21 protein-coding genes are annotated in these 25,905 nt (G+C 72.8%); 11 read left to right on the plus strand and 10 right to left on the minus strand.

The genetic code is table 11. The features are described 5' to 3' along the window. The 5 genes from AOK00_RS18585 to AOK00_RS18605 all read left to right on the plus strand — a co-directional run. Positions 1-1,235: MCE family protein (locus AOK00_RS18585; RefSeq protein WP_063886622.1), on the plus strand; the 1,235-nt coding region annotated here is incomplete at its 5' end. Continuing rightward, positions 1,232-1,747, plus strand: a complete 516-nt coding sequence (locus tag AOK00_RS18590) for a hypothetical protein (RefSeq protein ID WP_055601427.1) — start codon at positions 1,232-1,234, stop codon at positions 1,745-1,747. The genes AOK00_RS18585 and AOK00_RS18590, both read left to right, overlap by 4 nt. Further along, on the plus strand, positions 1,744-2,532 hold the full coding sequence (locus AOK00_RS18595) for a hypothetical protein (protein WP_055601428.1): 789 nt from the start codon (positions 1,744-1,746) through the stop codon (positions 2,530-2,532). The genes AOK00_RS18590 and AOK00_RS18595 overlap by 4 nt, the downstream gene beginning before the upstream one ends. Positions 2,533-2,558: 26 nt before the next feature. Then, positions 2,559-3,101: a nuclear transport factor 2 family protein gene (locus AOK00_RS18600; RefSeq protein WP_055601429.1), complete on the plus strand. Its 543-nt coding sequence runs from the start codon at positions 2,559-2,561 to the stop codon at positions 3,099-3,101. Between the two features lie 46 nt (positions 3,102-3,147). Beyond that, positions 3,148-3,936: a hypothetical protein gene (locus AOK00_RS18605; protein ID WP_055601430.1), complete on the plus strand. Its 789-nt coding sequence runs from the start codon at positions 3,148-3,150 to the stop codon at positions 3,934-3,936. A 38-nt stretch (positions 3,937-3,974) separates the two neighbouring features. On the opposite strand, the gene AOK00_RS18610 is transcribed toward AOK00_RS18605, so the two are convergent. Beyond that, positions 3,975-4,745, minus strand: a complete 771-nt coding sequence (locus AOK00_RS18610) for a putative protein N(5)-glutamine methyltransferase (RefSeq protein WP_254047410.1) — start codon at positions 4,743-4,745, stop codon at positions 3,975-3,977. Positions 4,746-4,749: 4 nt separating this feature from the next. Further along, positions 4,750-5,232: a glutathione peroxidase gene (locus AOK00_RS18615; RefSeq protein WP_055601432.1), complete on the minus strand. Its 483-nt coding sequence runs from the start codon at positions 5,230-5,232 to the stop codon at positions 4,750-4,752. Between the two features lie 36 nt (positions 5,233-5,268). On the opposite strand from AOK00_RS18615, the gene AOK00_RS18620 reads away from it, so the two are divergent. Further along, the gene (locus tag AOK00_RS18620) at positions 5,269-5,505 is read left to right on the plus strand and encodes a DUF6011 domain-containing protein (protein ID WP_055601433.1); all 237 of its coding nucleotides are present in this window, start codon (positions 5,269-5,271) and stop codon (positions 5,503-5,505) included. 116 nt (positions 5,506-5,621) lie between these two features. Next, on the plus strand, positions 5,622-6,692 hold the full coding sequence (locus AOK00_RS18625) for an RNA ligase (ATP) (RefSeq protein WP_055601434.1): 1,071 nt from the start codon (positions 5,622-5,624) through the stop codon (positions 6,690-6,692). Between the two features lie 117 nt (positions 6,693-6,809). Here the strand turns inward: AOK00_RS18625 and AOK00_RS18630 are convergent, their stop codons facing one another. After that, positions 6,810-7,673, minus strand: coding sequence for an acyl-CoA thioesterase (locus tag AOK00_RS18630; protein ID WP_055601435.1), 864 nt, complete (start codon positions 7,671-7,673; stop codon positions 6,810-6,812). A gap of 14 nt (positions 7,674-7,687) precedes the next feature. After that, complete coding sequence (locus AOK00_RS18635) at positions 7,688-10,261, minus strand: DEAD/DEAH box helicase (protein WP_079042069.1); 2,574 nt, start codon at positions 10,259-10,261, stop codon at positions 7,688-7,690. A 70-nt stretch (positions 10,262-10,331) separates the two neighbouring features. Between AOK00_RS18635 and AOK00_RS18640 the strand changes: the two genes are divergently transcribed. Next, entirely contained in the window at positions 10,332-11,123 is a 792-nt protein-coding gene (locus tag AOK00_RS18640) for a metal-dependent hydrolase (protein WP_055601437.1), read from the plus strand. Between the two features lie 196 nt (positions 11,124-11,319). Here the strand turns inward: AOK00_RS18640 and AOK00_RS18645 are convergent, their stop codons facing one another. Further along, positions 11,320-13,101 (minus strand): ABC transporter ATP-binding protein, encoded by a 1,782-nt coding sequence (locus AOK00_RS18645; RefSeq protein WP_055601438.1) that lies wholly within the window; start codon positions 13,099-13,101, stop codon positions 11,320-11,322. After that, a complete protein-coding gene (locus AOK00_RS18650) occupies positions 13,098-14,984 on the minus strand; it encodes an ABC transporter transmembrane domain-containing protein (RefSeq protein WP_055601439.1) in 1,887 nt (628 codons plus the stop codon). Before AOK00_RS18650 ends, AOK00_RS18645 begins: the two co-directional genes overlap by 4 nt. 192 nt (positions 14,985-15,176) lie before the next feature. On the opposite strand from AOK00_RS18650, the gene AOK00_RS18655 reads away from it, so the two are divergent. Continuing rightward, entirely contained in the window at positions 15,177-16,793 is a 1,617-nt protein-coding gene (locus tag AOK00_RS18655) for a peptide-N4-asparagine amidase (RefSeq protein WP_055601440.1), read from the plus strand. 61 nt (positions 16,794-16,854) lie between these two features. Here the strand turns inward: AOK00_RS18655 and AOK00_RS18660 are convergent, their stop codons facing one another. From AOK00_RS18660 to AOK00_RS18670, 3 genes are all read right to left on the minus strand, one after another. After that, positions 16,855-18,291 (minus strand): Gfo/Idh/MocA family protein, encoded by a 1,437-nt coding sequence (locus AOK00_RS18660; protein ID WP_055601441.1) that lies wholly within the window; start codon positions 18,289-18,291, stop codon positions 16,855-16,857. A 226-nt stretch (positions 18,292-18,517) separates the two neighbouring features. Next, on the minus strand, positions 18,518-21,442 hold the full coding sequence (locus tag AOK00_RS18665) for an FAD-binding and (Fe-S)-binding domain-containing protein (RefSeq protein ID WP_055601442.1): 2,925 nt from the start codon (positions 21,440-21,442) through the stop codon (positions 18,518-18,520). Between the two features lie 36 nt (positions 21,443-21,478). Further along, positions 21,479-21,958, minus strand: a complete 480-nt coding sequence (locus AOK00_RS18670; RefSeq protein ID WP_055601443.1) for a MarR family winged helix-turn-helix transcriptional regulator — start codon at positions 21,956-21,958, stop codon at positions 21,479-21,481. A gap of 90 nt (positions 21,959-22,048) precedes the next feature. Between AOK00_RS18670 and AOK00_RS18675 the strand changes: the two genes are divergently transcribed. Both AOK00_RS18675 and mltG read left to right on the plus strand, forming a co-directional pair. Continuing rightward, positions 22,049-23,935, plus strand: coding sequence for an ABC transporter ATP-binding protein (locus AOK00_RS18675; RefSeq protein ID WP_055601444.1), 1,887 nt, complete (start codon positions 22,049-22,051; stop codon positions 23,933-23,935). A gap of 304 nt (positions 23,936-24,239) precedes the next feature. After that, positions 24,240-25,091 (plus strand): endolytic transglycosylase MltG, encoded by an 852-nt coding sequence (gene mltG, locus AOK00_RS18680; protein ID WP_055601445.1) that lies wholly within the window; start codon positions 24,240-24,242, stop codon positions 25,089-25,091. Between the two features lie 6 nt (positions 25,092-25,097). Here mltG and AOK00_RS18685 read toward each other — a convergent pair. After that, the coding region (locus tag AOK00_RS18685) for an NAD(P)-binding domain-containing protein (protein ID WP_055601446.1) at positions 25,098-25,905 on the minus strand (808 nt) is incomplete at its 5' end.

The raw sequence follows: 25,905 nt of genomic DNA on the forward strand, positions 1-25,905 counted from the left end.
TCGTCATCGCCGTCCTCGTCCTCGGCTTCGTCGGCGTCCGCTACGCCGACCTCGGCCGCTACGCCGGCGTCGCCGACCACTACACCGTGCGGGTCCATCTCGCCCGTACCGGTGGCCTGTTCACCCACTCCGACGTCACCTACCGGGGCGTCTCCGTCGGAAGGGTCGGCGACATCGGTCTGACCGCCGAAGGCGTCGTGGCCGAACTGCGCATCAAGAAGTCCGCCCCGAGGATCCCCGCCGACGCGCGGGCCGTCGTCGCCGGACTCTCCGCCGTCGGCGAGCAGTACATCGACCTGCGCCCCGAGAGCGACGACGGCCCCTTCCTCGCCGACGGCGCCCACATCGAACAGTCCGACACCCAGGTCCCGGCACCGGTCACCGACGTGCTCGCCAGCATGAACGACCTCACCGGCTCCGTACCCCTGGAGTCCCTGCGCACGGTCGTCGACGAACTCGGCAAGGCCTTCCAGGGACACGGCGACGACCTCCAGGTCCTCCTCGACAGCGGCAGCCGCTTCGTCCAGGCCGCCGACACGTCGCTGCCCGCCACCACCCGGCTCATCAACGACGGGGAGGTCGTCCTGCGCACCCAGGCCGAGGAGAGCCGCGCCATCCGGGACTTCGCCACCGGCGCGCGCACCCTGGCCACCACCCTCAAGGGCTCCGACAGCGACCTGCGCCGCCTCCTCGCCGTCACCCCCGACGCGACCGGCCAGGTCAGCGGACTCCTGCGCGACCTCGACCCGAGCCTGAGCGTCGTCCTCGCCAACCTCCTGACCACCTCGGAGATCGCCGTCACCCGGCAGCGCGGCATGGAGGAACTGTTCGTCAAGTACCCGGCGGCCGTCTCCGCCGGAGCCACCGCCGTCGAAGGAGGCCGCATGAACTTCGGCATGGCCGTCACCTTCTTCAAGCCACTGCCCTGCACCTCGGGATACGGCGCCACGCGCTACCGCAACGGCCTCGACCTGGGCACCGCGCCCGCCCTCAACACCGGCGCCTCCTGTACGGGCTCCGCCGCGGCCGGGGTCAACGTACGCGGCTCGGCGCACGCCCCCAAGGGCGGCCGCGTCCCCGTACCGGCCCGGCCCGGCTCCCTGCCCTCGGGCAGCGCGCGCACCACGACGGACACGCGGCAGGCGCTCCCCGGCGCGCTCGCGCTGCCCGGCCAGAACGGCGGGCCGACGGACATGGCCGGACTCCTCGGCCTGAACACCGGGGGCACCCGATGAGGCGGGGCCGGATCCTCGGAGCCGGCGCCCTCGTCGTGGCCCTGGGCTTCTGCGGCACCGGCGCCTGGACCTACGCACAGGCCCGTACCGACGAGGGCCTCGCCTTCAGCCGCGAACGGGACACGGCGCTCGCCGAGGGCCGGGACCGTCTCACCGTCCTCAACTCCCTCGACGCCTCGACCCGCGAGCACGCCGAAGCGGGCATCCGGGCCTGGCGCGACGCGTCCACCGGACCGCTCCGCACCGAACTGGGGCGCACCGCACCCGCGGTGGGCGCCTCGGCGCGGGCCACGGTCACCGAGGCCGCCCTCACCGCGCTCGACACGAGAGCCGGTACGGCGAAACTCATCGCGACCGTCCGCGTCGACGTCACCCCGCGCGGAGGCGGCGCCGCGACCACCGACCGCAAGCGCCTGGAGGCGGTCCTGACGCGCACCGGCGAGGACACCTGGAGGGTCGCGGCGCTGAGCGCGGTCCCCGTCGCCGGAGCCGAGGAGAGCGAGGACGAATGACGCGGATCCTGCGCGGGACGACGACCGCTCGGTCACCCGAGCCCGCGACCGACGGGGGAGGGGCACCGGAGCGGACGGCCGACGCCGCGACGAACACCCCGGGCGGCGCCGCAGCCGAGTCCCCGGGCGACGCCACGACCGAAACCAAGCCCGAGTCCCCGGGCGACCCCACGGCCGAGACCCCGGACGAGGGCGAGCCGGAGGCCACGGACGGGGACGCGGAGGCCACCACGGACGCCGCCGTCCGCTCCTTCCCCGCCACCTGGCAGAAGGCGGCCCTCGCCGCGGCCGTCGCCGCCCTGCTCCTCGCCGGGAGCGCCTTCTTCCACGGCGCCCACCAGCTCCGGTCCACCCCCTCGGCGCGCAACCACGCGCTCACCGACGCCGGGGCCACCGCCCGCGTCGGCGGTGACGTCGGCGAGGGCCTCGCCCGGATCTTCTCCTACACGCCCGCGAGCGACGACGCTGTCGAGCGTTCCGCCGGAACCGTCCTCGCCGGACGCGCCGCCCGACAGTACGCCGACCTGTCCGCCCAGGTCCGCGCGAAGCTCGTCGAGCAGCGCGTCACCCTCAGCACCCGGACCGTCCGCACCGGAGTGATCGAACTCGACGGGGACAGCGCGCGGCTCCTCGTCTTCCTCGACCAGACCTCGCGCCGGGACGACGCGCGGCAGGACAAGGCACGTCAGGACAGGCCGACCGCCACATCGGCCGCGGCCCAGCTCACCGTCACCGCGAAGTTCCAGGGCGACCGGTGGCTGATCGTCGACATCAAGGCCCGCTGACCATGAGCGGGAGACGGGAGCACCCCATGTCACACCCGGTCCGCACCCCGGCGGGCAGCCGCCCCGCCCTGGCCGTGGCCCTCGTGCTCACCCTCGCCGCGGGTGCCTCCGCGGCCTGGGCCGGCCGGGACTGGTACGCGGCCGCCCACGACGACTCCGCCGCGTACGCCGCGCAACGCGACGAGGCACTCGCCGCCGGGGAGCAGGCCGTGCAGAACCTCAACACCCTGGACCACAAGCGGGTGGAGCAGGGGCTCGATCTCTGGGAGTCCTCCACGACCGGTGAACTGCACAGACAACTGGTCGAGGGCCGCGCGGAGTTCACGGGCCAGGTGAGGGCCGCGAGGACGGTGACCACAGCCCGGGTGCTGTCCGGGGCCGTCACGGAACTGGACGACCGGGCGGGGCGGGCCCGGCTGCTCGTCGCCCTGCGCATCACCGTCACGACGCCCGACAGCAAGAGCACGGACAAGGACAGCCGCATGCTCGGCGAACTCACCCGCGCCGACGGCCACTGGAAGCTCAGTGCGCTGGGGCAGGCCCCGGTGGGCGGCACGGCGGTCGGCTGACCGGGCCGTACCGCGACAGCCGCCCGCACCCGAGAGGACACGCACGATGCCGACGCCCCGCCACCACCTCAACCGCCAGCGACGCCGCCAGGCCGCCCTCGCCGACCAGCCGGGTCCCGGCGGCAGGTCCCGTACGCCCGCGGGTGTGTTCACGGAACCCGCCCCGCGCACCGGGGAGCGGCCGGCGGTGAAGTCCGTACGGGAGTCGGCCGCGGAGCCGAAGAGACAGACGAGACGGGCCGAGAAGGCCGCCGGCGAGAAGACCGGTCGCGAGAAGACGGGCGTCGAGAAGTCCGGCCGCGTCCCCCTCGCCGTCCTGTGCGTCCTGACGCTCCTGCTCGGCGGCTTCGCGGGATGGGCGTACAGCAGGGCGGGCGAGCTCCGTGACGACCCCGCCCGCGGCAACACCGCACTTACGGATCTCGCCCGCACCAGCGAGATCAAGGGGCAGACGGGCGCCGCCGTCGCCGCGCTCTTCTCGTACGACCACGCCGACACCGCCCCCTTCGAGCGGGCCGGCAAGACGCTCCTGACGGGCAAGGCCGTCGCCCAGCACCGGACGCTGCTGGGCGGGGTGCTCGCCAAGGCGGCCGAGCAGAAGACGGTGATCACCACGACCGTCACCGACAGCGCGGTGGAGCGCATCGACGGCGACCGCGCCCGCGTCCTGGTCTACGCCGACCAGAGCAGCGTGAGCACGGCCGGCCTGCCGTCGAAGGACACACCGGCCAAGGCCGCTGACCAGGGGGTCTACGCCGGCGCGATGTTCGCCGTGGACGTCGTGCTCCGCGACGGCCGCTGGCTCGTCGAGAACATCGACACCTTCGGCCGCTGACCGCCGCTCCGCGCCACTGACGTCGCGCGTCGTCCCTGTCAGCCCGCCCAGGTCGCGACGAGTACGGTCGCGTACCGCTCCTCGCAGCTCAGGATGTGTGCCTCCAGACCGCACGCGGAGGCCACGTCCGCCGCCCGCTCGGCCTGCCGCTCGCTCGTCTCGACCAGCAGTCGCCCGCCGGGCGCCAGCCACTCCGGTGCCTCGGTGGCCACCCGGCGCAGCACGTCGAGACCGTCCGGGCCGCCGTCGAGGGTGACGAGCGGCTCGTGGTCGCGGGCTTCCGGGGGCAGCAGCCCGATGTCCCCGGTGGGGACGTACGGCACGTTGGCGACCAGAACTTCGACGCGGCCCCGCAGCTCCGGGGGCAGCGGAGTGAAGAGGTCGCCCTCGTGCACCGTGCCGCCGCGCGGTTCGACGTTCCGGCGGGCGCAGCGCACCGCCGCCGGCTCGATGTCCGAGACGTGCACCTCCGCGCCCTCGACCCGGTCGAGGAGGACCGCGCCCGCCGCGCCGGAGCCGCAGCACAGGTCGACGCAGACGGCGCCAGGCCGGGCCAGGTCCACCGCGTGCTCGATCAGGAACTCCGTACGGCGCCGGGGGACGAACACCCCGCCGTCCACCTCGATGCGCAGCCCGGCGAACTCGGCCCAGCCCACGACGTGCTCCAGGGGCAGGCCCGAGGCCCGCCGCTCGACCATCAGGTCCAGCTCGGCGGGCCCGGCCGCCGCCGCGAGCAGCATCTCCGCCTCTTCCTCGGCGAAGACACAGCCCGCGGCCCGCAGCCGCTCGACGACCCCCGTGCCGCTCACGACGTCAGACAAGCTGGGCCTCGATCGCGGAGACGATCTCGGGGGCGCCGGGCTCGGTGCGCGGACGGAAGCGCGTGACCTGGCCGTCGCGGCCGATCAGGAACTTCTCGAAGTTCCACTGGACGTCACCGGCCTCGCCCTCGGCGTCGGCGACCTTCACCAGCTCCGTGTAGAGCGGGTGGCGGGCCTCGCCGTTCACGTCGAGCTTCTCCAGGAGCGGGAAGGAGACGCCGTACGTCGTCGAGCAGAAGGTCTGGATCTCCTCGGCGCTGCCGGGCTCCTGGCCCGCGAACTGGTTGCAGGGCACGCCGAGCACGGTGAAGCCGCGGTCGCCGTACTCCTTCTGCAGCTTCTCCAGACCCTCGTACTGCGGGGTCAGGCCGCACTTGGAGGCGACGTTCACGATCAGGACCGCGCGGTCCCGGTAGTCGGCAAGGGAGACCGGCTCGCCGGTCAGGGTCTTCAGCGGGATGTCGTACAGGGTCATGGACTGCTCCTCGTCGGAATAGGGTTTGATCTCAGCATGGGAGACGAACCACTGGCAATCTCGATCGATTCCGCACCGGAGGCAGAACCGGGGCCCCGACCGCGCCGGGTCCCGTGCCGCCTCTGCGGCCGCCCCCTCACCGGCGCCGGCTCCCGCCGCACGGGCCTCGGCCCCACCTGCGACGCCAAACTCCACCCGCCGGCCCCCGACATCCGCACCCGCCGCCATGACGTGGACCAGGACACCCTCCCGGGCATCGACCAGGCCCTGTAGGGCTCTTGGGCCGGAACCCGGTGACGCTACCAGCTCGAAAAAAGATCGCCCAGCCGTTTCCCCGTCGGCACAGTGGGCCCCGATGAGACCGAAACCCGAGCACCCGGAGCCCTGAGATGTCGACCCTGCGCGTCACCGCCGAAGTCCTGACCGTCCATCCCCATCCGAACGCCGACGCCCTGGAGCTGGCGCAGGTCGGCCTCTATCGGGCCGTCGTCGCCAAGGGCGCGTACCGGACCGGGGACGCCGCCGTCTACATCCCGGAGCAGGCCGTGCTGCCCGCCGCGCTCGTCGAGGAGCTCGGGCTCACCGGACGGCTCGCCGGCGGGAACTCGGACCGGGTCAAGGCGGTGCGGCTGCGCGGGGAGCTGTCGCAGGGCATCGTGTGCCGCCCCGGCGCGCTGGCCGATGCCGATCTGGCCCTGGCGGCGGCCGAGCGGACCGACTTCGCGGAGACGCTGGGGATCACCAAGTGGGTGCCCCCGATACCGCCGACCATGAGCGGTGACGTGGAGGTCGCCCCGGACCTGCTGCCCTGGGTCGACATCGAGAACCTCCAGCGCTACCCGGACATCTTCGAGCCCGGCGAGCCGGTCGTCCTCACGGAGAAGCTCCACGGCTCGGCCTGCCTGATGACCTTCCTCGCCGAGGAGGGACGCGTTCAGGTCTCGTCCAAGGGCTTCGGGTCGAAGGGCCTGGCCCTCCAGGAGGACCCGCGCAATCTGTACTGGCGCGCCGTCCACGGTCACGGGCTGCCCGCCGTAGCCGAGCGGCTGGCGAAACGTCTCGGCGCCCGCCGGATCGGCTTCTTCGGCGAGGTCTACGGCTCCGGGGTACAGGACCTGGCCTACGGCGCCGACGCCCGCTCCGAGACCGTCGGCTACGCGCTGTTCGACGTCTCGGCCGAGATCGACGGCCGGGTGGTGTGGCTGGACCCGGCCGAGGCCCTGGAGGCCGGCGAGGTCCCGCTCGTGCCGCGGCTGTACTCCGGCCCGTACGACCTGGACACGGTCCTCGCCCACGCGAGCGGCCGGGAGACCGTCTCGGGACGGGAGACGCACCTGCGGGAGGGCGTCGTGATCCGCCCCGCGACCGAGCGGTACAGCCCGGTCGTCGGCGGCCGGGCCATCGCCAAGGCGGTCAGCCCGGCCTACCTGACGAGGAAGGGCGGCACCGAGTACGAGTGACCGGGCACCCGGGACCGGCCGGGACTGCCAGGTCCGGGACTCGCTGGAACGGGCGAGTGCCGGACCTGCCGGGCGCCGACGGGCCCGGCCCGCGCCGAGTCCCGCCCGGCACCCGGCTCAGAGCTTCCTGAAGAGGCCCTCCTGGACCACCGACACCAGGAGCCGCCCCTCGCGGTCGTAGATCCGGCCCCGCGCGAGTCCCCGTCCGCCCGTCGCGATCGGGGACTCCTGGTCGTACAGGAACCACTCGTCCGCGCGGAACGGCCGGTGGAACCACATCGCGTGGTCCAGCGACGCCATGTCGAAGCCCCGCGGGCCCCAGAGCGGCTCGATCGGGATGCGTACCGCGTCCAGGAGCGTCATGTCCGAGGCGTACGTCAGGGCGCAGGTGTGGATCAGCGGGTCGTCGCCGAGCGGCCCCACGGCCCGCATCCACACCGCGCTGCGCGGATCCGCGCCCTTGACCTCGTCCTGGTTCCAGCGCAGCCGGTCCACGTACCGGATCTGGAAGGGCTGCCGACGGGCCATGCGCTCCAGAGCCTCCGGCAGTGCGCCGAGGTGCTCGCGGATCTCGTCGGCGAGGTCCGGAAGGCTCTCCGGGTCGGTCAGGTGCCGCGGCGGCAGCTGATGCTCGAACGCGCCCTCCTCCGGCTTGTGGAAGGAGGCCGTCAGATTGAAGATCGTCCGGCCCTCCTGCACGGCCGTGACCCGGCGGGTCGTGAACGACCGCCCGTCCCGCACCCGCTCCACCTGGTACACGATCGGCACGCCGGGCCGGCCCGGCCGCAGGAAGTAGGAGTGCAGCGAGTGCACCGGCCGGTCGCCCTCGGTGGTGCGGCCGGCCGCCACGAGGGCCTGCCCGGCGACCTGCCCGCCGAAGACCCGTTGCAGGGACTCCTGCGGGCTCCGCCCGCGGAAGATGTTGACCTCGATCTGCTCCAGGTCGAGCAGATCGACGAGCCTCTCGGCGGGATTGGTCACGTCAGCCCTCTCCTCTACAGCTGTCCGACGGACGTCACGCGGACGACCGCACGGCCCTCCTCGTCGGAGGCCGCGAGATCCACCTCCGCGCTGATGCCCCAGTCATGGTCGTTGTTCGGGTCGGCGAAGGTCTGCCGGACGCGCCACAGGCCGTGGGCCGCGTCCTCCTCGATGGCGAGCAGCTTCGGGCCGCGCGCGTCGGGGCCCGTACCGAGGTCGTCGTACTCGTCCCAGTACGCGTCCATCGCCTCGCCCCACGCGTCCGCGTCCCAGCCCGCCTCGGCGTCCATCTCGCCGAGCGCGTCCACGTTGTCGAGGGCCGCCAGCTCCACCCGGCGGAACATCGCGTTGCGCACCAGGACCCGGAAGGCGCGGGCGTTGGCCGTGACCGGCTTGACCTGGTCGGCCTTCTCCTGGGCCTCCTCGGCCGTCTGGACCTCCGGGTTGGCCAGCTGCTCCCACTCGTCGAGCAGCGAGGAGTCCACCTGGCGCACCATCTCGCCCAGCCAGGCGATCAGGTCCTCCAGGTCCTCGGTCTTCAGGTCGTCCGGGATGGTGTGGTCGAGCGCCTTGTACGCGCTCGCGAGGTACCGCAGGACGATGCCCTCGGTGCGCGCCAGCTCGTACCAGGAGGTGAACTCGGTGAAGGTCAGAGCCCGTTCGTACATGTCACGGATGACCGACTTCGGCGACACCGGGTGGTCGCCGACCCACGGGTGCGACTTCCGGTAGACGTTGTACGCGTGCCAGAGCAGCTCCTCGAGCGGCTTCGGGTACGAGATGTCCTGGAGCCGCTCCATCCGCTCCTCGTACTCGACGCCGTCCGCCTTCATCTGCCCGACGGCCTCGCCGCGCGCCTTGTTCTGCATGGCGGCGAGGATCTGGCGCGGGTCGTCGAGCGTCGACTCGACGACGGAGACCATGTCCAGGGCGTACGAGGGGGACTCCGGGTCGAGCAGGTCGAAGGCGGCGAGCGCGAAGGTCGACAGCGGCTGGTTCAGCGCGAAGTCCTGCTGGAGGTCGACCGTCAGGCGGATCGTGCGGCCCTCGGCGTCGGGCGTGTCCAGCTGCTCGACGACACCGCCGTCGAGCAGGGAGCGGTAGATCGCGATGGCCCGGCGGATGTGCCGCAGCTGCGCCTTGCGCGGCTCGTGGTTGTCCTCCAGGAGCTTGCGCATCGCCTCGAAGGCGTTGCCCGGGCGGGCGATCACCGAGAGCAGCATGATGTTGGTGACCTTGAAGCGCGAGGTCAGCGGCTCCGGCTCGGCGTCGATGAGCCGGTCGAAGGTGGTGTCGCTCCAGGCGACGAAGCCCTCCGGAGCCTTCTTGCGGACCACCTTGCGGCGCTTCTTCGGGTCGTCGCCGGCCTTGGCGAGCGCCTTCTCGTTCTCGATCACGTGCTCGGGCGCCTGGGCGACCACCAGACCGGCGGTGTCGAAGCCGGCCCGGCCGGCGCGGCCCGCGATCTGGTGGAACTCACGCGCGCGCAGGGTCCGCACCCGGTTGCCGTCGTACTTCGTGAGGGCGGTGAAGAGCACCGTACGGATGGGAACGTTCACGCCCACGCCGAGCGTGTCCGTACCGCAGATCACCTTCAGGAGACCGGCCTGCGCCAGCTTCTCGACGAGCCGCCGGTACTTCGGCAGCATGCCCGCGTGGTGCACGCCGATGCCGTGCCGGACGTAACGCGAGAGGTTCTGGCCGAACTTGGTGGTGAAGCGGAAGTTGCCGATCAGCTCGGCGATCTTGTCCTTCTCCTCGCGCGTGCACATGTTGATGCTCATCAGCGACTGCGCGCGCTCGACGGCCTGCGCCTGCGTGAAGTGCACGATGTAGACGGGCGCCTGCTTGGTCTCCAGGAGCTCCGTCAGGGTGTCCGTGATCGGGGTCAGCCGGTACTCGTACGAGAGCGGCACCGGCCGGGTCGCCGACCGGACCACCGAGGTCGGCTTGCCCGTGCGCCGGGTCAGGTCCTTCTCGAACATCGACACGTCACCGAGCGTCGCCGACATGAGGACGAACTGTGCCTGGGGGAGTTCCAGGATCGGGATCTGCCACGCCCAGCCGCGGTCCTGCTCGGCGTAGAAGTGGAACTCGTCCATGACGACCTGGCCGATGTCCGCGTACTTGCCGTCCCGCAGCGCGATCGACGCCAGCACCTCGGCCGTACAGCAGATCACCGGCGCGTCCGCGTTCACGGAGGCGTCGCCGGTCAGCATGCCGACGTTCTCGGTGCCGAAGATCTTGCACAGGTCGAAGAACTTCTCCGAGACCAGCGCCTTGATCGGCGCGGTGTAGAAGGTCACCTGGTCGTTCGCGAGCGCGGTGAAGTGGGCAGCCGCCGCGACCAGCGACTTTCCCGATCCGGTGGGCGTGGAGAGGATCACGTTGGCCCCGGAGACGACCTCGATCAGCGCCTCTTCCTGGGCCGGGTAGAGCGTGATGCCCCGGTCCTCGGCCCAGGAGGAGAAGGCCTCGAAGAGGGCGTCGGGGTCGGCGGTCGGCGGCAGCTGATCGATAAGGGTCACGCCCCCATCTTGCCTGGATTCCGCCCGGATGAGGGAACCGGCCACCGGTTCGAAGATCACGGACGATAGGCTCGTCCGTCGACCGGTCGTCAACTGAGCGCCGGCAGGGGAGAAACGGGGCGGACCAACCATGATGGGACCGGCGCACTCGCTGTCCGGAGCGGCGGCCTGGCTGGGCGTCGGAGCGGCCGCGGCGGCCTTCGACCGGCCGATGCCGTGGCCGGTTCTCGTCGTCGGCGCGCTCATCTGCGCGGGCGCCGCCCTCGCCCCCGACCTGGACCACAAGTCGGCGACCATCTCGCGGGCCTTCGGACCGGTCTCCAAGGGCCTGTGCGAGATCGTCGACAAGCTGTCGTACGCCGTCTACAAGGCGACCCGCTCCTCCGCCGACCCCCGCAGGTCGGGCGGTCACCGGACCCTCACCCACACCTGGCTCTGGGCGGTCCTGACCGGCGTCGGCGCGTCCGTCGCGGCGGTCACCGGCGGCCGGTGGGCGGTGCTCGCGATCCTCTTCGTGCACCTGGTCCTCGCCGTGGAGGGCCTGCTGTGGCGGGCCGCCCGGATGTCCAGCGACGTCCTGGTCTGGCTGCTCGGCGCGACCAGCGCGTGGATCCTGGCGGGCGTCCTCGACAAGCCGGGCAACGGCGCGGACTGGTTCTTCACCGGCCCCGGCCAGGAGTACCTGTGGCTCGGGCTTCCGATCGTGCTCGGGGCCCTCGTCCACGACATCGGCGACGCGCTCACCGTCTCCGGCTGCCCGATCCTGTGGCCCATCCCGGTCGGGCGGAAGCGCTGGTACCCGATCGGCCCGCCGAAGGGCATGCGCTTCCGGGCCGGCAGCTGGGTCGAGCTGAAGGTCCTGATGCCCGCGTTCATGGTGCTCGGCGGGGTGGGCGGAGCCTCGGCGCTCGGCTTCTTCTAGGCCCTGTCGTCGCACTCCCGTCCTCGACCGAAGGGCGACAGCTCGACGACGGGACGTAGGGCGGCCCGCCCCGCGCCCACGCGGCTGCGGTACGCGGTCCTCCCCGTCTCACCATCGGCTACTGATCAGGACCGGAAGAAGCGGGCCGGGCCGCGGCGTCGTACGACGCCCCGGCCCGGCCCGCTTCCCTCGGATGTCACCCGTGCCACGACCTCCACAGCGCCGCGTACGCCCCGTCCGCCGCGACCAGTTCCGCGTGGCTGCCCAGCTCGCTGATCCGGCCGGACTCGACCACCGCGATCAGATCGGCGTCGTGCGCGGTGTGCAGCCGGTGCGCGATGGCCACGACCGTCCGCCCGTCCAGGACCCGGCCGAGGGACCGCTCCAGATGCCGGGCCGCGCGCGGGTCGAGCAACGAGGTCGCCTCGTCCAGGACCAGGGTGTGCGGGTCCGCGAGGACGAGCCGGGCCAAGGCGATCTGCTGGGCCTGCGCCGGGGTCAGCGAAAGACCGCCCGAGCCGACCTCGGTGTCCAGGCCCTCGTCGAGCCCCCGCGCCCAGACCTCCGCGTCCACCGCCGCGAGCGCCGCCCACAGCTCGGTGTCCGTGGCCCCCGTCCGGGCCAGGAGCAGATTGTCGCGGAGCGAGCCCACGAAGACATGGTGTTCCTGGTTGACCAGGGCCACGTGCTCACGGACCCGCTCGGCGGGCATCCGTGCCAGCTCGGCCGCGCCGAGGGTGACCGAGCCGGTCCTCGGGGCGTAGATACCCGCGAGGAGACGGCCGAGGGTCGACTTGCCGGCGCCGGACGGGCCGACCAGGGCGAGCCGGGTGCCGGGGGCCACCTTCAGGGACACCTCGTGCAGCACGTCGACCCCCTCGCGGTAGCCGAACCGGACGTCGTCCGCCCGGACGGCCCGGCCCTCGGGCCGTACCTCCGTGTCGCCGGCGTCCGGCTCGATGTCGCGGACGCCGACGAGCCGGGCCAGGGACACCTGCGCGACCTGGAGCTCGTCGTACCAGCGGAGCACGATGCCGATCGGGTCCACCAGCATCTGGGAGAGCAGGGCGCCCGTCGTCAGCTGCCCGACGTCGATCCAGCCCTGCAGGACGAACACCCCGCCCAGCAGGAGCACGGCGAGCAGCACCGTCGTATGGGTGAGGTTGACCGCGGGGAAGAGCACCGAGCGCAGGAAGAGCGTGTACCTCTCCCAGGCGACCCACTCCGAGATCCGCCGGTTCGACAGCGCGATCCGGCGGGCGCCGAGGCGGTGCGACTCGACCGTACGGCCCGCGTCGACCGTCTCGGCGAGGGCGGCGGCCACCGCCGCGTATCCCGCGGACTCCGAGCGGTACGCGGCCGGCGCCCGCCGGAAGTACCAACGGGAGACCACGATGAGCAGCGGCGCGGCGAGCAGCGCGGCGAGCGCGAGCGGCGGCGCCGTGACCGCGAGGCCGCCGAGCAGCAGTCCGGCCCACACGACGCCGATGGCCAGCTGGGGCACGGCCTCGCGCATCGCGTTGGAGAGCCGGTCGACGTCCGTGGTGATCCGGGAGAGCAGGTCACCCGTACCGGCCCGTTCCAGGACGCCCGGCGGCAGGCCGACCGCGCGGACGAGGAAGTCCTCCCGCAGGTCGGCGAGCATCTCCTCGCCGAGCATGGCCCCGCGCAGCCGGACGAGCCGGACGAAGAGAGTCTGGATGAGCAGGGCGGCCGCGAACAGGGCGATCGTGCGCTCCAGATGGAGTTCCCGCGCGCCGGTGGCCAGCTTGTCCACCACCGATCCGAGCAGGTACGGGCCGGCCATCGAGGCGACCACGGCGACCGCGTTCACCCCGATGAGCAGCGCGAACGCCCGGCGGTGGCGGCGCAGCAGCTCGCGAACGTATCCGCGGACGGTCGCGTCGGCGGCGACGGGCAGCGTCGTCGCCGTCGTCGGGGCCGCCGGGTCGTACTCCGGTGGCGCCAGGCCGATCATGCCGATTCCCCTTCCAGTGCTTCGAGTTCGTCGGTCGCGTCGAGCGCGCCGGCCGGTTCGGCGTCGGCGGCCCCGTCGAGCGGGCCGAGCGGGTCGAGGGCCGCGACGGGCGGTGCCGTCGCGGCGAGTTCCTCGTCGGTCTCGCGGGTGACGACCGCGCGGTAGCGGGGTTCACGGGCGAGCAGTTCGCGGTGGGTGCCGACGGCGACGGCCTGGCCCTCGTGGACCAGGACGACCCGGTCGGCGCGGTCCAGGAGCAGCGGCGACGAGGCCAGGACCACGGTGGTCCTGCCCGCGCGCAGGGCGCCGACGCCGGTGGCGACCCGGGCCTCGGTGTGTGCGTCGACCGCCGAGGTGGGCTCGTCGAGAACGAGCACCTCCGGGTCGGTCACCAGGGACCGGGCGAGGGCGAGCCGCTGGCGCTGGCCGCCGGAGAGCGACCTGCCCCGCTCGGTGATCCGGGTGCGCATCGGATCGCCGTCGGTGTCCACGGACGCCTGGGCGAGCGCGTCGAGGACGTCGTCGCACTGGGCGGCGGCCAGGGCCCGGTCCGGGAGCACCTCGCCGGAGCGGGGCACGTCGAGCAGCTCGTGGAGGGTGCCCGAGAGCAGGACCGGGTCCTTGTCCTGGACGAGGACGGCCGTACGGGCGGTGTCCAGCGGCAGTTCGTCGAGGGGGACCCCGCCGAGCAGCACCGAGGTGTGGTCCCCGCCCGGCTCGGCCGGGTGGCCGCCGAGCCGGTCCGCGAGCCGTCCGGCCACGTCCGGGTCGCCGCAGACGACCGCGGTGAAGCGGCCGGCCGGGGCGAGCAGCCCGGTCAGCGGGTCGTACAGGTCTCCGGTCGCCTCGCGGTCCCCGTCCCCGTCCTCCCCGGTGGTGGTGCTGGTCGTGCGGGCCAGCGCCAGGACCCGGGCGGCCCGCTTCGCGGACGGCCGGGAGAAGGAGAAGGCCATGGCGATCTCCTCGAAGTTGCGCAGCGGGTGGTAGGTCAGGGCCACCGCGCTGTAGACGGTGACCAGTTCACCGACCGTGATCCGCCCGTCGAACGCGAGCCGCGCGCCGTACGCCACCACGACGATGAGCAGGATGCCGGGCAGCACGACCTGGATCGCTGAGATGAGCGCCCACATCCGGGCGCTGCGCACGGCGGCCGCGCGGACCTCCTGGGAGGCGGCGCGGTAGCGGCCGAGGAACAGCTCCTCGCCGCCGATGCCGCGCAGCACACGGAGCCCGGCGACGGTGTCGGAGGCGAGCTCGGTGGCCTTGCCGGCCTTCTCGCGCTGGATGTCCGCCCGGTGCGTGGCGCGGGGGAGCAACGGCAGCACGGCGAGGGCGAGGACCGGGACACCGACGGCCACGACGACGCCCAGAGCGGGCTGGTGGACGACGAGGCCCACGCAGATGAAGACGAGCACGACAGCGCCCGCGGCGAAGCGCGACAGCGCCTCGACGAACCAGCCGATCTTCTCGACGTCGCCGGTGGACACGGCGACGACCTCGCCCGCGGCGACCCGCCGGGTCAGGACGGAGCCGAGTTCGGCGGTCTTGCGGGAGAGGAGCTGCTGGACGCGGGCCGCGGCCGTGATCCAGTTGGTGACGGCCGTGCGGTGCAGCATCACGTCACCGACCGAGATCGCGGCGCCCAGCACCACGAGCAGCACTCCGGCGAGCCCGAGGCGCCCGCCGTCGCGGTCCACGACCGACTGCACGGCGATGCCGATGCCGAGGGGCAGTCCGGCGATGCCCAGGTGGTGCAGAAGCCCCCACAGCATGGACTTCACCTGCCCGCCGAGCTGTTGACGGCCGAGCCAGACGAGGAACCGGGTGCCCGAGCGGACATCGGGGACCCCTGGGTCGGCGTAGGGAAGGTCTCGAATCTGCATGGCGTCCCAGGGTCTCCGGGTCTCGTCTGGGGGAACGCACGCCGGGGGTGTACGACGGCGGGGAAAGCCGTGCAAGGTTCGCGTTTTCCCCCGGGGGCGGCAATCGATTTTCCGCACGGGGGCACAGATCGCGCCATGTCCGCTCATCGTCCTCTGGACCGCACGGCGCCGAGCGCGCTTCACTCCAGCCCCATGAGATCACTCAAGATCATGAGCATGCTCAGTGGCCTGGTCCTCGCCGCGGGCGCGCTCCTCACCGCCCACCCGGCCGCCGCCGACGGCCCGAACGGCCCGACGCCCCCCGCCGAGTTCACCGCCGACTGGCACGACCCGGTCACCGCCGCCCCGCCCGTCGAGACCCCCGGCACCCGCACCTGCGAGGTCACCCTCGCCGCCGCCCAGTTCCGCGACTTCACGCCCTACCAGGGCGGTTACGCCCCGCCGAAGGAATGCGGCACCCGCTGGAACAAGGTCGTCCTGCGCCTCGAAGGAAACGTGAAGGGCCGCCAGTACGACCGCCTCGGATACCTCACCGTCGGTGGTGTGGAGATCCTCCGCACCTCCACACCGCAGCCCTCTCCCGACGGCATCACCTGGTCGGTCGAGAAGGACGTCACCCGCTACCGCGACACCCTCAGCCGCCCCGGCGCCGTCGAGATGCTCATCGGCAATGTCGTGAACGAGACCTACACCGGTGTCCTCGACGTCCGCGTCACCCTCACCTTCCACACCGCCCAGGGCCGTGTGAAACCCGCCGCCGGTACGCCCGACCGGGTGATCCCCCTCACCGGACCCACCCTCACCACCCCCCGCAACACCGAGCGCGTCCTCGCCGAGGTGTACGCCACCGGCTCCGGCGGCGGCTGCGAGGAGTACTGGTACCTCTCCGTCCCCGACGCCGCGCCCTACTCCTGCCGGGCCACCGACGGACCGCACCGGGAGGTCCGCGTCTCCGTCGACGGACGACTCGCCGGCATCGCCGCGCCCTTCCCCACCGTCTGGACCGGCGGCTGGTCGAACCCCTTCCTCTGGTACGTCACCCCCGGGCCGCGCGCCTTCGACGTCCAGCCGATCCTCTACGACCTGACCCCCTTCGCCGCCCTGCTCAACGACGGCCGCTCCCACCGCGTGGAGGTCACCGTCGCCGGGGTCCCGGCCGGGCAGTCGGGCTGGTCCACCCCCACCAACGTGCTCCTCTGGCAGGACGAGGGCAGCCGCGTCGTCACCGGCGGACTCGACCGCCACGAGGAGACCGCCCCGCGCAACTCCTCCGTCTACACGCCGGGCACCGCGGACTCCCTCCACCGGCTCGACACCGACGCCGGCCACCGGCTCACCGTCGCCGGACACCTGAACACCTCGCACGGCCGGGTCACCACCACCGTCGACCGGACCGTCGCCCACACCTCCGCGCACCGCTGGGGCGAGGGGGAGAACCCGGACGCGTTCACCGCGCGCTGGACCGACCGCGAGACCGTGACCAGCGGCCGGACCGTCACCCGCGCCGACCGGACGTACACCATGGACGGCGAGACCACGATCGGCGCCGGCGACCGGCTGCGGACCGTCCTCACCCTCGGGGACCGCGCCGACACCACCGTCCTGCGCGACGGACGGCGCCTGTCCTGGTCGCGGCTCGACGACACGTACACCGGGGACGCCACCTACACCACCGGCGTCCCGCGCGACCAGCGGCACGCGGTCGGCACCACGAACGAGCGCTACCGGCTGTACGGCTCCGGGGGCTGCTACGACCGCAGCCTGACGACCGTTCAGGGAACGGTCACCCAGGACCTGCGGCGCTGCTGAACAGGGCGGTGCCCGGCCCCCGTACGCGGAGGCCGGGCACCGTACCCCGGGAGTCCCGTCGTCAGGCCGGCTTCACCGAGTCCACGCCCGAGCGGGCCTTGCGCCACTCGCCGCGCGTGAAGTCGGGGATCTCCTGCGGCGCGCCCCCCGCCTTGATGGAGGCGTGGCTCAGCGGCAGCGGCGCCGTCCAGGTGGCGGCGTCGTAGACGTCGAAGTCCGGCGGCAGACCGAGCCGCATGCACTGCATCAGGCGGAAGACCATGAGGTAGTCCATGCCGCCGTGGGCGCCCGGCGGGTTGGCGTGGTCCTTCCAGAGCCAGTGGTCGAACTCGTCGGCGTACGCCGAGAAGTCGGCCCACCGGTCGTCCTTGTGGTCGGGCTCCAGATAGATCCGGGCCGGGAAGTCCTCGAAGACGCCCCGGGTGCCGCCCAGGCTGTTGATCCTGCTGTACGGGTGCGGGGTGGAGACGTCGTGCTCCAGGCGGATGACCCTGCCCTGGGCCGTCTGGACCAGGCTGATCGTCCGGTCGCTCCCGATGTACGTCTCCTTCCAGCTGGGGTCGCCGGGCGGCATGTGCTCCTCGCGGTACTCGGCGAGGCCCAGCGCCGGTGTGCCGAAGCTGCTGATGCTCACCGCCCTGTCGCCCCGGTTGACGTCCATGTAGGTGGCGACGGGACCGAAGCCGTGGTTGGGGTAGAGGTCGCCCTTCGACTGCGTGTGCCAGCGTCGCCGCCAGGGGCCCTCGTAGTACGTCGGGGAGAACAGCAGACCGCGCAGGTCGTGGTTGTACGCCCCCGCTCCGTGCAGGAGCCGGCCGAACTTTCCGGCGTGCGCCATCCGCAGCACGCGCATCTCGTTCCGGCCGTAGCAGCAGTTCTCCAGCTGCATGCAGTGGCGGCGGGTCTGCTCCGACAGGTCGACGAGTGCCCACAGCTCGTCGAGCCGCATCGCGACCGGACACTCCACGCCGACGTGCTTGCCGTGGAGCATCGCCGCGCGGGCGATCGCGAAGTGGGTCTCCCAGGGGGTGGCCACGTACACGAGGTCGAGGTCGGTGCGGGCACAGAGGTTCTCGTAGTCGTCCTCGCCGTTCGCGTAGACGGCGGGGGCGGGCTGTCCGGCGGCGACGACCGCAGCGGCGGCCCGCTCGGCCTTGTCGCGCACGGGGTCGCAGACGGCGTTCACCCGGACCCCGGGGAGCGAGAGGAAGTGGCCGATCATGCCGGCGCCCCGGTTGCCGTAGCCGACGATGCCGACCCGGACGGTGGAGCGGCCAGTGAAGGGGACCCCGGCCATGGTGGCTCCGAGGCGCTTGGGCGCGGCGGCGGTCGCGGCGGGTGACGCCGTGCCGGGGGCGGCGGCGGGAGTGGCCGCCGGGGTCGCCGCCGCCGCGGACGGGACACCGAGGACGCCGATGCCCAGACCCGCCCCGGCCGCGGCGGCGGTGGTCCTGAGGACCCCGCGGCGGCTCGAGTCGTGCGGTGACTGCTCGGTCATGGAACCTCCCGGAGCTGTGGGCACGGCTGTCTCATGAATCCCCCTCAGGCCCCTGGCCCCGGTGACCGATGGTGCGCGAAGGCGCCGACAGGACTCTTGCGACGGGTGGTTGGACTGTACTGTTCCGGATCTCGGACCGAGCCGTACCGGGCACCCACCCTCACCCGAACGTACGAAAGGCCCCTCGCCGACAGGAAGTGAGGGGCCGTCACGGACGCGGCGGGCGTCAGGGCCGCGTCGCGCGCTCCAGGGCGAGGAGCACCGACCCGTACCCGCGGCCCGTCGCCCGGTCCATCCCGATCTCGCACATCCGGTTGGCCGAGAGATGCGCGTCGAAGGGCCGCGCCGTCACCTCGGCCGCCTCCCGGGCCGTCGCCGAGGCCGTCAGCTCCGGGTGCAGCATGCCCCGGTCGCCCGCGAAGGCGCAGCAGCCCGCGTCGGCGGGGACGACGACCTCCTCGGCGCAGGCCCGCGCCAGCTCCGTCAGCTTGTCCTCGTCGCCCAGGTGCCGCATCGAGCAGGTCGGATGGACCACGGCGGAGCCGACCCTACGGCGTACGTCGAGCCGGGGGAGCAGCTCGTCCGCCGCCCACACCAGCGAGTCGACCACCGTCATCTCGGCGTGCAGCGCCCGGTTGTCCTCCGTCAGGTACGGCACGACCTCGCGCGCGAGGCCCAGCGTGCACGAGGAGGCGTCCACCACCAGCGGCAGCGTCCCGCCCGCGGTCCATCCCCAGGCCGCCTCGACGATCCGGTTCGCCATCACCTCGTTGCCCCGCTCGTACCCCTTGGAGTGCCAGATCGTGGCGCAGCACGTTCCGGCCACGTCGTCGGGGATCCACACCGGCTTCCCCGCCCGCGCCGACAAGGCGACCATGGCCTCCGGGAGGGAAGGGCCCCGCTCGCCGTCCGGATTGCCGAAGATCCGGTTCACACAGGCCGGGTAGTAGACGGCGACCGCCGCGGGACGGTGGGTGCGGGGCAGCCGTCGCGCCGCGGCGCCCGGGATCTCCGGCAGCCACTCCGGTACGAGGTCGGTGCTGACCACCCGGCGCGCCAGGCCCGTCGCGGACTCCAGTACCCGGTCGCCGATCCGGTCGGCCGCGGCGACCGCGAGCCGCGCGGAGGCCTCCGCCGCGCGGAAGTTCTTCGCGGCGAGGGCGGCGATCCGCTCCTCGCGCGAGGTGTGCCGCTCGTGCCGGAACTCCTTCATCAGCGCGCCCGTGTCGATCCCGACCGGACAGGCCAGCTTGCAGGTGGAGTCGCCGGCGCAGGTGTCGACGGCGTCGTAGCCGTACGACTCCAGGAGACGGCTCTCGACCGGGGAGCCGTCACGCTGCCGCATCATCTCCCGGCGCAGCACGATCCGCTGGCGGGGAGTGGTCGTCAGATCGTGGCTGGGACAGGTCGGTTCGCAGAAGCCGCACTCGATGCAGGGATCGGCGATCCGCTCCACGGTGGGGATCGTCTTGAGGCCCCGCAGATGGGCGTGCGGGTCGCGGTCCAGGACGATCCGCGGGGCGAGCACCCCGTCGGGGTCGATGGCCTCCTTGACCTGCCACATCAGGTCGGTCGCCCGGGTCCCCCACTCCAGCTCCAGGAACGGCGCGATGTTGCGGCCGGTGGCGTGCTCCGCCTTCAGGGAGCCGTCGAAGCGTTCCACGGTCAGCTTGCAGAACTCGTCCATGAAGGCCGCGTACCGCTCGACGTCGGTGGGGTCGCCCGCGTCGAAGGCGAGCAGGAAGTGGAGGTTGCCGTGCGCGGCGTGACCGGCCACGGCGGCGTCGAAGCCGTGCCGGGACTGGAGGTCGAGCAGCGCCTCGCAGGCCTCCGCGAGCCTGGCCGGGGGTACCGCGAAGTCCTCGGTGATCAGGGTCGTACCGGAGGGGCGTGCGCCGCCTACCGCCGTCACGAAGGCCTTGCGGGCCTTCCAGTAGCCGGAGATCCGCTTCGGGTCCGTGGTGAACGCGTTCTCGACGGAGGCCACCGGGGCCACCAGGTCGAGCCCGGCGAGGACCTCCGCCGCCGCCCGTTCGTACGCCTCCCGCGCGGCCGCGTCCGGCGCCCGGAACTCGACCAGGAGCGCCGCCGTCTCCCTGGGCAGCTCCGCCCAGTCGGCCGGGACGCCCGCCACGCTCACCGAGGCCCGCAGGGTGTTGCCGTCCATCAGCTCGACGGCCAGCGCCCCCGCCGCGTTGAAGAGGGGGACGGCCTCGGCCGCCGCCGGCAGCGAGGGGAAGAAGAGCAGGGCCGAGGACACCTCGCGGTCCAGCGGCAGGGTGTCGAAGACGACCTCGGAGATGAAACCGAAGGTGCCCTCGGAGCCCACCATGAGACCCCGCAGGATGCTCACCGGGGTGTCCCCGTCGAGGAAGGCGTCGAGCCGGTAGCCGTTGGTGTTCTTGATGGCGTGCTTGGCGCGGATCCGGTCGGTGAGCCCGGCGTCCGCCTCGATCTCCGCCTTGAGCCGCATCAGCTCCGCGCACAGCCTCGGCTCGGCGTGCGCCAGCTCCTCGTCGGCGGCCGGGTCGGCCGTGTCGACCACGGTCCCGCTGGGCAGCACGAAGGTGAGCGAGGCGACCGTCCGGTACGAGTTCCTCGTCGTCCCGGCCGTCATGCCGGAGGCGTTGTTGGCGACGACCCCGCCGATCGTGCAGGCGATGGCGCTGGCCGGATCGGGGCCCAGGACCCGCCCGTACGGGGCGAGTGCCGCGTTGGCCCGCACGACGGTGGTGCCGGGACGGATCCGGGCCCGCGCACCGCCGTCCAGGACCTCGACGCCGGCCCAGTGGCGGCGCACGTCGACCAGGATGTCCTCGCCCTGCGCCTGCCCGTTGAGGCTGGTCCCCGCGGCCCGGAAGACGACCTCGCGGCCCTTTCCGTGCGCGTACGACAGGATCGTGGAGATGTCGTCGATGTCCTCGGCGACCACGACGACCTGCGGGACGAACCGGTACGGGCTGGCATCGGAGGCGTACCGCACGAGGTCGGAGATCTTCGAGAGGACCTTCTCCGGACCGAGGAACTCGGTGAGCTCCTCGCGCAGCCGCTTCGGCGTCCCCTTGGCCTGGAGCTCCGGCACGCGGTCCGGGGCCGGACTCCGCTTCGTACCGGGTCGGAGGGCCTGCGGGTTCGGCTCGAACAGCGGCATGTCAGGCTCCCCTTCGCGCGTCCGCGCGTCCGGGGGTCAGCAGCCGCCCTCCGGGCCGGGGTCGACCAGGGCGGACAGCAGACCTCCGAGCACCTCGCGCTGTGCGGCGGTCAATGGAGCAAGGATGTCCTCTGCGGCCGCCCGGCGCGCGCTGCGCAGCTCCCGCAGCGTGGCGCGGCCCGCGTCGGTGAGCTCGATGCGCACCACCCGGCGGTTGCTCGGATCGGGCACCCGGCGCACCCGGTCGACGGCCTCCAGCCCGTCGACGAGACTGGTGACCGCGCGCGGGACCACCTCGAGCCGGGCAGCGAGATCGGCCATCCGGGGCGGCTCCCCGAAGTGCGCGACCGTGCGGAGCAGCCTGGACTGGGCGGGCGTGATGCCGACCGGCTCCAGGTGGCGCTTCTGGATGCGGTGCAGACGCCGGGTGAGGCGCAGCAGCTGCTCGGCGAGGAGGCCGTCGGCGTCGGGTCCCCCCGGACGGCCGGCTCCGGTCGGGACGGCGGAGGTGCTCATGCGGGAACAATATCAGGACCTTGTTCATTGTGAGCGTAGGTAACAATGAGCTAAGCTCTCATCTACATCGCCGAACCCCCGAAGGAGCCCATGCGCCCCCACGACCAGTCCGACTGGACGCCCCCGCCCCGCGACTCCTCGCAGCCGAAGGAGCCCGCGCAGCTGCGGCGCATCCTGCGGCTCTTCCGCCCCTACCGTGCCCGCCTGGTGCTCGTCGGCCTCCTGGTCGGCGCCGCCTCGCTCGTCACGGTCGCCTCACCCTTCCTGCTCAAGGAGATCCTCGACACCGCGATCCCCCAGGGGCGTACCGGACTGCTCAGTCTGCTCGCCCTCGGCATGATCGCCACCGCCGTGCTGACCAGCGTCTTCGGCGTGCTCCAGACCCTGATCTCCACCACCGTCGGCCAGCGCGTCATGCACGACCTGCGCACCGGGGTCTACGAGCAGCTCCAGCGGATGCCGCTCGCCTTCTTCACGCGCACGCGTACCGGCGAGGTGCAGTCCCGCATCGCCAACGACATCGGCGGCATGCAGGCGACCGTGACCTCCACGGCCACCTCCCTCGTCTCCAACCTCACCGCCGTCGTCGCGACCGTCGCCGCGATGCTCGCCCTCGACTGGCGGCTCACCGTCGTCTCGCTGCTCCTGCTGCCGGTCTTCGTCTGGATCAGCCGCCGCGTCGGCGACGAGCGCAAGCGGATCACCACCCAGCGCCAGAAGCAGATGGCCGCCATGGCCGCGACCGTCACCGAGTCCCTCTCCGTCAGCGGCATCCTGCTCGGCCGCACCATGGGCCGCGCCGACTCCCTGACCAAGTCCTTCGCCGAGGAGTCCGAGCGCCTCGTCGACCTCGAAGTGCGCTCCTCCATGGCCGGACGGTGGCGGATGTCCACCATCGGCATCGTCATGGCCGCCATGCCCGCCCTGATCTACTGGGCCGCCGGCGTCGCCCTGAGCTCCGGCGGGGCCGCCATCTCGCTCGGTACCCTGGTCGCCTTCGTCTCGCTCCAGCAGGGCCTGTTCCGGCCCGCCGTCAGCCTGCTCTCCACCGGCGTGCAGATCCAGACGTCCCTCGCGCTCTTCCAGCGCATCTTCGAGTACCTCGACCTGCCCGTGGAGATCACCGAGCCCGCCGAGCCCGTCCGGCTCGCCGAGGTCCGCGGCGAGGTCGCCTTCGAGAAGGTCGAGTTCCACTACGACCCCGAGGGCGCCGGCCGCCCGACGCTCGACGCGGTCGACCTGACCGTGCCCGCCGGGGGCAGCCTGGCCGTCGTCGGCCCCACCGGCTCCGGCAAGTCCACCCTCAGCTACCTGGTGCCCCGGCTCTACGACGTCACCGGCGGCCGCGTCACCCTCGACGGGGTCGACGTGCGCGACCTGGACTTCGACACCCTCGCCCGCGCGGTCGGCGTCGTCTCCCAGGAGACCTACCTGTTCCACGCCTCGGTCGCGGACAACCTCCGCTTCGCCAAGCCGGACGCCACCGACCAGGAGATCGAGGCGGCCGCCCGCGCCGCCCAGATCCACGACCACATCGCCTCGCTGCCCGAGGGGTACGACACCCTGGTCGGCGAGCGCGGCTACCGCTTCTCGGGCGGCGAGAAGCAGCGCCTCGCCATCGCCCGCACCATCCTGCGCGACCCGCCCGTACTGATCCTCGACGAGGCCACCAGTGCCCTCGACACCCGTACGGAGCACGCCGTGCAACAGGCCATCGACGCCCTGTCGGCCGGCCGGACCACGATCACCATCGCCCACCGGCTCTCCACCGTCCGTGACGCCGACCAGATCGTCGTCCTGGAGGCCGGCCGGATCGCGGAGCGCGGCACGCACGACGAGCTGCTCGCCCGGGACGGGAAGTACGCGGCCCTGGTCAGGCGGGACGCGCAGAGCGCCGCGGGGGCCGCGGGTGCCGCCACCGCCCCCACCGAAGCCGAACAGGCGAACGTGGGAGCGGTTGTTCCCCAGAACGTGTGATCGTTCCCGGATTCGTTGCTCCACCCCCGTACGGCGTCGGATGATTGCGGTGCGCGATCGACGGGCTGCAGACCGTGACCGCGCGGTCCCACTGAAGCATCAGTCCCACTGATGTACCTGTACGAGGAGAAGCACCACCATGAACGTCATCACCAACCTGCTCGCCGGCGTCGTCCACTTCCTGGGCTGGCTCGTCTGACGATCGCAGTGCCCCGGCGCCGCCGGCCCCCGTCCCAGGGGCCGGCGGCGCCGCCGCGTGCGCGGGTTCCCGGGATTCCCGCACACAGCGGGTTAGCGTGCGGCCATGACGTACCGGCCGCCCTCACCGTACGCACCCCCACGCCGCCGCCCCCGGCTCACCCGGCGCGGCCGCCTCGCACTCCTCCTCGGAGGCCTCGTCGCCGTGGCCGTCGCCGTCACCCTGCCCCTGCTCCTGACGCGGGACGAACCGGCCGTCGAACAGCCCCGGGCGCTGCTGGTGCCCGAGGGCTGGCGGGCCGGCCAGGTCTACACGGCCGTCGACCGGGCGCTCGGCGTGCCCGAGGGCACCGCCCGGAAAGCGGCGGCCGCGTCCGCGCTCCCGCTGCCCGCGGCCGCCGGAGGGAACCCCGAGGGCTATCTCTTCCCGGCGACGTATCCCGTCCTCAAGGCCACCACCCCCGAGGGGCTGCTGCGCTTCATGGTCGACACGGCCGGGAAGCGTTTCGGTGCCGCCCGGATCGCCGAGGGCGCGCGGGCCCACGGCATGAGCGTGTACGAGACGGTGATCGCGGCCAGCATCGTCCAGGCGGAGGCCGACAACCCGGAGGACATGGCCAAGGTCGCCCGGGTCGTCCACAACAGGCTCGCCCGGGACATGGCGCTCCAGATGGACTCGACCCTCAACTACGCGCTCGGCCGCAGCACCGTGGACACGACACTGGAGGACACGCGCCTCCGGAGTCCGTACAACACCTACGAGCGCAAGGGCCTGCCGCCGACGCCCATCGGCAACCCGGGGGACCAGGCGATGGACGCGGTCATCCGTCCGGCGGACGGCGACTGGCTCTACTTCGTCACCGTGACCCCGGGAGACACCCGCTTCACCGCCGACTACGCGGCCCACCAGGTGAACGTGGCCGAGTTCAATGCCAACCGGGGCGCCGAGAAGGGCTGAGCCGGATCACACGGAGGCGGCCACCGGGGCGGCCGGCGAGGGGTCTGCCGGGGCGGTCCTCGGCGCCGTCGCCGCGGCGGCCGTCCCGCGGCGCAGCAGCCGCCGGATGTCCGAGACCGCCGCCCGCCCGGCCCGATTGGCACCGATCGTCGACGCCGACGGTCCGTACCCCACGAGATGGACGCGCTCGTCCCGGACCGCGCGGGTGCCCTCGACCCTGATCCCGCCGCCGGGCTCGCGCAGCCGCAGTGGGGTGAGATGGTCGATCGCCGCCCGGAAGCCGGTCGCCCAGAGGATCACGTCCACGTCGACCGTCCGGCCGTCGTCCCAGGCCACCCCGGCCGGGGTGATCCGGTCGAACATCGGGAGGCGGTCCAGGATCCCGCGCGCGCGTGCCGCGCGGACCGCGTCGTTGAGGGGGAGCCCGGTGACGGAGACGACACTCTTCGGGGGCAACCCCTGCCGTACCCGCTCCTCGACCAGCGCGACGGCGGCCCGTCCCTCCATCTCCCCGAACGGCCCCTCGCGCCAGACCGGCTCGCGCCGGGTCACCCAGAAGGTGTCGGCGGCGACGTCCGCGATCTCCATGAGGTGCTGGGTGCCGGAGGCGCCGCCGCCGACGACGAGGACCCGCTTCCCGGCGAACTCCTCCGGGCCCGGGTAGCCGGCGGTGTGCAGCTGGCGCCCCCGGAAGGTCTCCTGGCCCGGGTAGCGCGGCCAGAAGGGGCGGTCCCAGGTGCCGGTGGCGTTGATCAGGGCGCGAGTGGCGTACGTGCCCTCGGAGGTCTCGACGATGAGCCGCCCGGCCCCGCCC

It is taken from the genome of Streptomyces aureus (genome assembly GCF_001418135.1).
GTDB lineage: Bacteria > Actinomycetota > Actinomycetes > Streptomycetales > Streptomycetaceae > Streptomyces > Streptomyces aureus_A.

Excerpts from the sequence above, each read along its gene's own strand:
- AOK00_RS18660 (WP_055601441.1), bottom strand. The coding sequence starts at position 18,291 with ATGACCGAGCAGTCACCGCACGACTCGAGCCGCCGCGGGGTCCTCAGG.
- AOK00_RS18675 (WP_055601444.1), top strand. The coding sequence starts at position 22,049 with ATGCGCCCCCACGACCAGTCCGACTGGACGCCCCCGCCCCGCGACTCC.
- AOK00_RS18665 (WP_055601442.1), bottom strand. The coding sequence starts at position 21,442 with ATGCCGCTGTTCGAGCCGAACCCGCAGGCCCTCCGACCCGGTACGAAG.
- AOK00_RS18650 (WP_055601439.1), bottom strand. The coding sequence starts at position 14,984 with ATGCAGATTCGAGACCTTCCCTACGCCGACCCAGGGGTCCCCGATGTC.
- AOK00_RS18590 (WP_055601427.1), top strand. The coding sequence starts at position 1,232 with ATGAGGCGGGGCCGGATCCTCGGAGCCGGCGCCCTCGTCGTGGCCCTG.
- AOK00_RS18670 (WP_055601443.1), bottom strand. The coding sequence starts at position 21,958 with ATGAGCACCTCCGCCGTCCCGACCGGAGCCGGCCGTCCGGGGGGACCC.
- AOK00_RS18605 (WP_055601430.1), top strand. The coding sequence starts at position 3,148 with ATGCCGACGCCCCGCCACCACCTCAACCGCCAGCGACGCCGCCAGGCC.
- AOK00_RS18625 (WP_055601434.1), top strand. The coding sequence starts at position 5,622 with ATGTCGACCCTGCGCGTCACCGCCGAAGTCCTGACCGTCCATCCCCAT.
- AOK00_RS18645 (WP_055601438.1), bottom strand. The coding sequence starts at position 13,101 with ATGATCGGCCTGGCGCCACCGGAGTACGACCCGGCGGCCCCGACGACG.
- AOK00_RS18600 (WP_055601429.1), top strand. The coding sequence starts at position 2,559 with ATGTCACACCCGGTCCGCACCCCGGCGGGCAGCCGCCCCGCCCTGGCC.
- AOK00_RS18640 (WP_055601437.1), top strand. The coding sequence starts at position 10,332 with ATGATGGGACCGGCGCACTCGCTGTCCGGAGCGGCGGCCTGGCTGGGC.
- mltG (WP_055601445.1), top strand. The coding sequence starts at position 24,240 with ATGACGTACCGGCCGCCCTCACCGTACGCACCCCCACGCCGCCGCCCC.
- AOK00_RS18655 (WP_055601440.1), top strand. The coding sequence starts at position 15,177 with ATGAGATCACTCAAGATCATGAGCATGCTCAGTGGCCTGGTCCTCGCC.
- AOK00_RS18615 (WP_055601432.1), bottom strand. The coding sequence starts at position 5,232 with ATGACCCTGTACGACATCCCGCTGAAGACCCTGACCGGCGAGCCGGTC.
- AOK00_RS18620 (WP_055601433.1), top strand. The coding sequence starts at position 5,269 with ATGGGAGACGAACCACTGGCAATCTCGATCGATTCCGCACCGGAGGCA.
- AOK00_RS18595 (WP_055601428.1), top strand. The coding sequence starts at position 1,744 with ATGACGCGGATCCTGCGCGGGACGACGACCGCTCGGTCACCCGAGCCC.